This is a genomic window from Stenotrophomonas sp. 05L44_2 (genome assembly GCF_056665995.1).
The window spans coordinates 1-8450 of the sequence record NZ_JBFTNR010000089.1 but is presented as its reverse complement, the minus strand read 5'-3'; the positions used below and the strand labels follow the sequence as shown (position 1 = coordinate 8450).

Sequence of the window (8450 nt, the reverse complement as noted above, 5' to 3'; positions counted from 1 at the left end):
GCCCATGCCAGCGCGATCTGCGCCGGGCTGGCCTGATGACGGCCGGCGATGGCCTGGATCACTGGGTCCTTGATCACCTCGCCGTAGGCCAGGCTCATGTAGGCAGTGACGCGGATCCCGTTGTCCTGCAGGAACTTCACCAGCAGGCGGTTCTGCAGGTAAGGGTGGATCTCGATCTGGTTGGTGGCGATGGCATCGGCGCCGAGGATCTCGATCGCCTTGCGGGTCTGGGCGATGGTGAAGTTGGAGATACCGATCTCCCGGGTCAGCCCCTGTGCCTTGGCGGCGGCCAGGGCAGGCAGGTATTCCTCCATCGGCGTATCGACCTTGTCGTTCGGTGACGGCCAGTGGATCAACGCCAGGTCGACATGGTCGGTGCGCAGCTTTTCCAGGCTGGTGCGCAGGCTGGCCAGCAGCGCATCGCGCTTGAACTCGGTGATCCACACCTTGGTGGTCAGGTAGATCTCGTCACGCGGTACGCCGGACTCGGCGATGGCCTGGCCGACCTCGGCTTCGTTGCCGTAGATCTGCGCGGTGTCGATGGCGCGGTAGCCGACGTCCAGCGCGTTGCGCACCGAGTCGATCACGGTCTGGTCTTTCAGGCGGAAGGTGCCGAGGCCGAAAGCGGGGACAGTCATGGAGAACTCCAAAGCGGGGGAAGGAGGTGATCGCAAAGGGTAGGGCAGGGGCCGTGTGCATGCCGGCAACGGTGCATTGCATGCATCAGTGCGCGCTCACCGCGATCCCCTCGGCGCGATCGTCGATGCCGTCGCGACGGTCCAGGCGGCCGCTGAGCGCCGTCAGTGCGAACGCACCGACCACCACCAGCGCACCCAGCCACGGCGTATGCATCAGGCCGATGTGCTCGACCACCAGGCCGCCCAGCGACGCACCCAGCGCGATGCCGATGTTGAAGGCGGCGATGTTCAGGCCCGAAGCCACATCGGTCGCCTGCGGTGCGTAGCGCTGTGCCTGCTTGACCACGTACACCTGCAGGCCGGGCACGTTGCCGAACGCCACCGCGCCCAGTGCCAGCACGGTCAGCAGCATCAGCCAGGTGTTGTGGGCGGTGAAGGTCATGACCAGCAGCACGATGGCCAGCAGCGCGAAGATGCGCTTCAGCGCGGGAATCGGGCCCATGCGGTCGGCCATGCGGCCGCCCCACAGGTTGCCGATCGCCACCGACACGCCATACACCAGCAGCACCAGGCTGACCGCGTTGGCCGAGAAGCCGGTGACGTCCTGCAGGATCGGCGCCAGGTAGGTGAAGGACAGGAAGGTGCCGCCGTAGCCAAGCGCGGTGATGGCATACACCATCAGCAGGCGCGGCTGCGCCAGCACGCCCAGCTGCTGGCGGAAGGTGGCCGGCGCGCTCTGTGCCAGGCCGCGCGGCACGAACAGCAGGCTGCCCAGCAGCGCGATCACGCCCAGGCCGGCCACGGCCAGGAACGTGGCGCGCCAGCCCAGGTGCTGACCGATGAAGGTGCCCAGCGGCACGCCGGTCACCAGCGCCACGGTCAGGCCGGTGAACATGATGGCGATCGCGCTGGCGGCCTTCTCTTTCGGCACCACGGCGGTGGCGATGATCGAGCCGATGGAGAAGAACACGCCGTGGGCCAGGCCGGTGAGGATGCGGGCGACGATCAGCGAGGTGTAGCCCGGTGCCATCCATGCGATGACGTTGCCGAGGGTGAACAGCACCATCAGCGCCACCAGCAGGGTCTTGCGCGGCACGCGGCCGGTGAGCGCGGTCAACACCGGCGCGCCGACGGCCACGCCCAGGGCATACAGGGAGACCAGCAGGCCGGCCGAGGGCAGGCTGACCTGCAGGTCGGCGGCGATGGTCGGGATCAGGCCGACGATGACGAATTCGGTGGTGCCGATGGCAAAGGCACCGAGGGTCAGCGCCAGCAGGGCGAGCGGAATGCCACGGATCATGACAGTGTCCAGAGGGAAGGAAGGCGCGCAGTGTGCGCGGCCGACCTTTGCCGAAAAACCGGTCTTCACGCCAATCACTCTTGCCGCGTGGTCAATAATGGCGCCATGAAAACCACCCTCGACGAAATGCAGGCCTTCCTGGCGGTGATCGACAGCGGTTCGATCAGCGCGGCTGCCGAGCAGCTGGGGCAGACACCTTCGGGCGTGAGCCGCGCGCTGGGCCGTCTGGAGGACAAGCTGGGCACGACCCTGCTGACCCGCACCACCCGCCGCCTGCACCTGACCGCCGAGGGCGAGGCCTACCTGCGCCATGCGCGGGCGATCATCGATGCGGTGGAATCGGCCGAGGAACAGATGGCGGCGCGSCGSSAGCRTCCGGCWGGSCGGYTGCGGGTGGATGCAGCSAYGCCGTTCRTGCTGCACGTGATCGYGCCGCTGGTCGCTGGTTACCGCGCGCGCTATCCGGACGTGCAGCTGGAGTTGAACAGTTCCGAGCGCTACATCGACCTGCTGGAACGGCGCACCGATCTGGCGATCCGTATCGGCCCGCTGGCCGATTCCACCCTGCATGCGCGGCCGCTGGGGCGCTGCCGGCTGCAGGTGCTGGCCAGCCCGGCCTATCTGGCCACGCACGGCGAGCCGGCCAGCGTGGTGGCATTGGGTCAGCACACGCTGCTGGGGTTCAACGAGCCGGAGTCATTGAACCGTTGGCCGCTGCCGGGCGATGCCGAGGGGCAGCTGCTGGTGCGCCCGGACATCGCGGTGTCCAGCGGCGAGACCCTGCGCACGCTGGCGGTGGAGGGCGTGGGCATCACCTGCCTGTCCGACTTCGTGACCGAACGCGACCGCGCGGCCGGCACCCTGGTGCCGGTGCTGGCCGCGCAGACGCTGGATGTGTACCAGCCGATCCATGCGGTGTACTACCGCAACACGGCCGTATCGGCACGGATCAGCTCGTTCCTGGATTACCTGGGCGAGGCGATGGCCGCCTCGGATTACCTGCGCTGATGGAGTGTCCGGGTTGCCGGCCAGCGGCCGGCATTACCGGGAATCGCACGCATGGTAGTGCCGGCCGCTGGCCGGCAACCCCCACACTGCCCGGTGGATCCGTCAGGCCGCGCGCGCCAGCGCACCCTTGCTCGCCGTCGCGGTTCCCAGATCAAACACATCCACCGCTTCGATCAGGCGATCCGCCTGCTGTTCCAGGCTGCGTGCCGCGGCGCTCGCTTCTTCCACCAGCGCGGCATTCTGCTGGGTGGTGCCATCCATCTGGATGATGGTCTGGCTGACCTGCTCGATGCCGGCCGACTGCTCCTGCGACGCAGCGGAGATCTCGGCCATGATGTCGGTCACGCGCTGCACCGACGCGACGATCTCGGCCATGGTGTCGCCGGCCTGGCGCACACGCTGCGCACCGTGGCCAACCTGTTCCACCGACGCCTCGATCAGCGATTTGATTTCCTTGGCCGCCGCCGCCGACCGCTGTGCCAGCGTACGCACTTCACTGGCGACCACCGCGAATCCACGGCCCTGCTCGCCGGCACGCGCCGCTTCCACCGCTGCATTCAGCGCCAGGATGTTGGTCTGGAACGCGATGCCKTCRATGACGCTGAYGATGTCGGCGATCTGCCGCGACGAGCCTTCGATCGCATCCATCGTCGCCACGACCTGGCCGACCACTTCACCGCCGTGCGAGGCCACGCTGTGCGCACCGATCGCCAGCTGGTTGGCCTGCCGCGCATGCTCGGCGTTCTGGCGCACGGTGGAGGTCAGTTCCTCCATCGACGCGGCGGTTTCTTCCAGGTTCGCCGCCTGCTGTTCGGTGCGGCGCGACAGGTCGTTGTTGCCGGCGGAAATTTCCGCAGCGGCGGTGTGGATGCTGCCGGAGGCGTGCTTGATGTCGCTGACGATCGTCGCCAGCTGTGCGGCGGTGGCGTTGGCATCCCCCGCAATGCGGGCGAACACGCCCTGGAAGTCGCCGTCCATACGCGCACCCAGTCGACCATCGGCAATGGCACGCAGCATGGCCGAGACCTCGCCCAGGTTCTGTTCGGTGGTCTGCATCAATCGGTTCAGGCCATCGACCATCGCGCGGAAATCATGCTCGAAGCGCGCACTGTCGCCGCGTTGGCTGAAATCGCCTGCTGCCGCAGCTTCGGCCAGGCGGCGGATTTCGCCGTTGATCGCGCCCAGGTTGGATTTCACCGCATCCAGCGCCTGGGTGATCACGGCCTTCTCGCCGGGCAGGCGTTCCATGTCCAGGCTGAGATCGCCCACTGCATAGCGGCCCATGATCGTGATCGCGCGCATCTTCACCTGGATGTGCGCATCGACCAGGGTGTTGGTGTCGGCCACCATCGTGCCGTAGGCGCCGGGGAAGGCGCTGCTGTCCATGCGGTGGCTGATCGTGCCGGCGTCGTGTGCCCTTGCCATCGCGGTCTGCGCATCAAGCACGCCACGCAGGGTGCTCTGCACGGCCTGCATCGCCTGTGCCAGGCGACCGATCTCGTCGCGGCTGCGCACCTGCACCACGTGGTCGAGGTCACCGGCGGCAACCGCACGCGCGGCCGCTTCCACCGCCAGCACCGGCTGCACCACGGCGCGCCGCAGCCACCAGCCAAGGGCGATCAGCAGCAGCACGGCGGCGCCGATGGTCAGCGCGGCGCACACCACCAGCACCTGTCGGGAATCCTGCGAACGCGCGGTCACTGCAGCCTCGGCTACCTCGGTGGCACGCATGCTCAGGGCATCCAGCGCACTGGCCACCGGACGGTCCTTGCCGCGCACCAGGGAATCGCCGACCGCCGGGTCGTAGCTGGCGTCAGCGAAGGCCTGCAGTGCGGCGTGGTAGTCCTGCTGCAACTGTGCGTGCAGGCCGGAAAACGCCTGCGCCAGTTCGCGCGTGCGCGCATCGGGGCTGGCGGCCAGGCCCGTGGCCAGTTCGGCAACGACGCGGCCTTCGTTGTCGAAGGCCTGCAGGTGATGCTGGCGCAGCGCGTCATCGTGGCCGCGCAGCAGCACGTTCTTCCACTCCTGTACCTGCCCGCGGAATTCGCGTTGCAGGCGCTCGGCGTCACGGCTGTGGGCAACCTCCGGCGGTACGTCGGTGGACAGCTTCAACCAGGCCGACGCCAGGCCCGCCAGGGCGCATACCAGGACAACAGCCAGACCAACAGAAACGGCACCGAGCAGCTTCGACTGCAGCCGCGGCGCATGGGAAGAGGCTTTCATGGGACGAGATCTCGGAAGGGGTGCGATGCGGTATCGACCGTCCTTTAGCGCTCTGAAGTGCGATGCGTGTCACATTCCCGTTCTGTTTAGTGATGTGAAGAATGTGTTTCATTGGACAAATGTGTCCATATGGAACGAAAGAAGACCCTCGACAGGTGGTTTAAATGTAACTATTGTTGTTACATGAAATCCGCGAATCCGCTTTCCGACGCCCTGCACGTGATGGCCCATCTGGTCGGCCAGCACGGGCCGCGAACCTCCGAACAGCTGGCGACCTGCCTGCCGACCCATCCGGTGGTGATCCGCCGCCTGCTGGCGCAGATGCACAAGGCCGGCCTGGTACGCAGCACGCGCGGCCACGGTGGCGGCAGCCAGCTCGCCCGCGATGCGGCGACGATCACCCTGTACGACGTCTACCAGGCCATCGGCGCGCCGCCGATGGTCCAGGTCGGTACCCGCGAAGGCAGGGGCGGCTGCCCGATCCAGCAGCTGGTCAACCAGGCCCTGCTGGAGAGTGCCCGCGAAGCGCAGCGCCTGCTCGAGCAGCGGCTGCAGGCAACCACCCTCGACCAGCTTGGCGCCGACTTCGCCCGCCATCTTGCCCATCACCGTTCCCTGGAAGGTCACCATGAATCCTGATGTCCTCATCGTCGGCGGCAGCTACGCCGGCATCGCCGCCGCACTGATCCTGGCGCGTGCGCGCCGGCCGGTCACCATCATCGATGCGGGTTCGCCGCGAAACCGTTTCGCCAGCCATTCGCACGGCGTGCTGGGCCTGGACGGCATCAGTGGCGCCGAGTTGTTGAAGAACGCGCGCCAGCAACTGCTGGACTACCCGACCGTGCGTTGGCTGAATGCCGAAGCGGTGCAGGCCACGCTCCGCACCGAAGGTGTGGAGGTGCGTACGGCCGACGGCCAGGTACTGACCGCGCGCAAGCTGCTGCTGGCCACCGGTATCGCCGACCAGCTGCCCGATCTGCCCGGCCTGGCCGAGCGCTGGGGCAGCACCGTGCTGCACTGCCCGTACTGCCATGGTTATGAAGTGGGTGGCGGTTCGATCGGCCTGCTCGGCGGCCATCCGATGTCGGCCGGCAAGGCGCCGCTGTTCGCCGACTGGGGCAACGTCACCTTCTTCAGCCAGGGCCTGCCGATCAGCGACGAGGAGCTGGCCGCCATGCAGCAACGCGGCGTGCAGGTGGAAACCACGCCGGTGGTAGGTGTGCACGGCGAGCAGCCGACGTGGCTGGAAGTGGAACTTGCTGACGGTCGCCGTGTCGCCCAGCGTGCGCTGTTCGTGCCGGCCATGCAGCAGATGGCCACGCCGCTGGTGCAGCAGCTGGGTTGCGCGCTGGTGGAGAGTCCGCTGGGCGTGCTGGCCGAGGTGGACATGATGAAACAGACCTCGGTGCCGAACGTGTACGCCGCCGGTGATGCGACCACGGTCGGCAACATCACCCTGGCCATGGCAGAAGGCGTGCGCGCGGGCATCGGCATGCACCATGCGCTGGTGGCCGAGGACAGCCTGCCGCGCTGAGGCAATGCATCCACGCATGGCGCGGATCCGTTGAAGGGTGCCGACGTTGGCCGGCACCCTCCGCCTTCAACCTTCCACGCTGGCCGCATCCAGCTGTGCCACGTCATGCACGCTCAACGCCACGTTCGCCGCCGCCAGCAGGTCGTGCAGCTGCTCCACGCTGGTGGCACTGACGATCGGTGCGGTGATCGACGGCCGTGCGATCTGCCATGCCAGCGCGATCTGCGCGGCAGTGGCGTTGTGCTTGCTGGCCACGTCATCCAGTGCCTGCAGAATGCGCAGGCCGCGCGGGTTCAGGTAGCGCTTGACCACGGTGGCGCCGCGCGCGGAACTCTTGCCGGCGTCGTCCGGCGTGCGGTACTTGCCACTGAGGAAGCCGCTGGCCAGTGCGTAGTAGTTGATCACGCCGATCTGCTCGCGCTGCACCAGCGGTTCCAGCTCCTTCTCGTAGCCGGCGCGGTCGTACAGGTTGTACTCCGGCTGCAGGGTTTCATAGCGCGGCAGCCCGTAGTCGGTGGAGACCTTCAAGGCATCGGCAAGACGCGTGGCGCTGTAGTTGGACGCGCCGATCGCGCGCACCTTGCCCGCCTCGATCAGGCGACCGAACGCGGCCAGGGTCGCTTCCAGCGGCGTGGATTCATCGTCCTCGTGAGCCTGGTACAGATCGATCACCTCGGTCTGCAGGCGACGCAGCGAATCCTCCACCGCCGCATTGATGTTGTCCGGGGTGAGGCCGGGGCGCTCGGCCCATTTGGCCACCTTGGTCGCCAGCACCACCTTGTCGCGCTTGCCGCTGCGCGCGAACCACTTGCCCAGCAGCGTCTCCGACTCGCCACCCTGGTTGCCCGGCACCCACGCCGAGTACACGTCGGCGGTGTCGACCAGGTTGAAGCCGGCATCGACGAAGGCATCCAGCAGGGCGAAGCTGGCCTTCTCATCAGCGCTCCAGCCGAACACGTTGCCACCGAAGGCGAGCGGAGCTACATGCAGGCCTGAACGGCCCAGTTCGCGGTTTGCCGTCATGGGCACGGACTCCTTGGGGGAAGTCCTTCAGGATAGAACGCGATGTATGACCGCGCTGCGGCGCTGACCACAAAACTGTGTTCCGCACCGCGCACGCGGCTAACGTTTTGTGAACACCTGTGGCGCGGCGGCTGCTAGTCTCGCCGCATCTTCCGCTGGAGTCGCCCCGATGATTGCTGCCTCATCCCTGCGTGGTTGCCGCCTGCTGCTTGCTTCGGCCCTGCTGGTTGCCGTTCCCGCATTCGCCGCGCCGGCCACGGTCGCACCGGCAAAGATCCAGGTGTCGCCCGCGATCGATGCCGCGGTGAAGGCCTCGACCCGCGACCCCGCCAACGTCAAGCGCGACGGTTTCCGTCATCCTGCCCAGACCTTGGGCTTCTTTGGCGTCGCGCCGGAAAAGACCGTCATCGAGATCACCCCGGGCAATGGCTGGTACTCGGAGATCCTGGCGCCGCTGCTGCGCGACAAGGGTCATTACATCGCTGCGGTGGTCGATCCGCAGGCCGTGGCTGAAGGTCGCGGCCGCGACTACCAGCAGCGCAGCCGCGACAGCCTGGAAAAGAAGTACGCCGCCGCACCGGCACAGTTCGACAAAACCGCAGTGGTTGCCTACGACCCGGCCAAGCCGGTGTTCGGTGCAGCCAACTCGGCCGATGTGGTGCTGACCTTCCGCAACGTGCACAACTGGCGCAAGGCCGGCCAGGCGCAGGGCATGTTCCAGGGC

8 protein-coding genes are annotated in these 8450 nt (G+C 67.3%); 4 read left to right on the top strand and 4 right to left on the bottom strand.

The features are described from left to right. Positions 1-638: 2,5-didehydrogluconate reductase DkgB (dkgB, locus tag AC1VAN_RS05025; RefSeq protein ID WP_480985378.1), on the bottom strand; the 638-nt coding region annotated here is incomplete at its 3' end. An 85-nt stretch (positions 639-723) separates the two neighbouring features. Next, positions 724-1938 (bottom strand): MFS transporter, encoded by a 1215-nt coding sequence (locus tag AC1VAN_RS05020; protein ID WP_059065570.1) that lies wholly within the window; start codon positions 1936-1938, stop codon positions 724-726. A 105-nt stretch (positions 1939-2043) separates the two neighbouring features. On the opposite strand from AC1VAN_RS05020, the gene AC1VAN_RS05015 reads away from it, so the two are divergent. After that, entirely contained in the window at positions 2044-2946 is a 903-nt protein-coding gene (locus AC1VAN_RS05015; RefSeq protein ID WP_480985377.1) for a LysR substrate-binding domain-containing protein, read from the top strand. Positions 2947-3048: 102 nt separating this feature from the next. Here the strand turns inward: AC1VAN_RS05015 and AC1VAN_RS05010 are convergent, their stop codons facing one another. Next, on the bottom strand, positions 3049-5169 hold the full coding sequence (locus AC1VAN_RS05010; protein WP_480985376.1) for a methyl-accepting chemotaxis protein: 2121 nt from the start codon (positions 5167-5169) through the stop codon (positions 3049-3051). 183 nt (positions 5170-5352) lie between these two features. On the opposite strand from AC1VAN_RS05010, the gene AC1VAN_RS05005 reads away from it, so the two are divergent. Both AC1VAN_RS05005 and AC1VAN_RS05000 read left to right on the top strand, forming a co-directional pair. Then, positions 5353-5808 (top strand): Rrf2 family transcriptional regulator, encoded by a 456-nt coding sequence (locus tag AC1VAN_RS05005; RefSeq protein ID WP_032976824.1) that lies wholly within the window; start codon positions 5353-5355, stop codon positions 5806-5808. Beyond that, positions 5798-6703 carry an NAD(P)/FAD-dependent oxidoreductase gene (locus AC1VAN_RS05000; RefSeq protein WP_080149589.1) on the top strand — a complete coding sequence of 302 codons (906 nt, stop codon included), beginning with the start codon at positions 5798-5800 and terminating at the stop codon, positions 6701-6703. Before AC1VAN_RS05005 ends, AC1VAN_RS05000 begins: the two co-directional genes overlap by 11 nt. Before the next feature lie 66 nt (positions 6704-6769). Here the strand turns inward: AC1VAN_RS05000 and AC1VAN_RS04995 are convergent, their stop codons facing one another. Continuing rightward, positions 6770-7726, bottom strand: coding sequence for an aldo/keto reductase (locus AC1VAN_RS04995; protein ID WP_105164849.1), 957 nt, complete (start codon positions 7724-7726; stop codon positions 6770-6772). A gap of 169 nt (positions 7727-7895) precedes the next feature. Here AC1VAN_RS04995 and AC1VAN_RS04990 point away from each other — a divergent pair. Further along, positions 7896-8450: class I SAM-dependent methyltransferase (locus AC1VAN_RS04990; RefSeq protein ID WP_480985375.1), on the top strand; the 555-nt coding region annotated here is incomplete at its 3' end.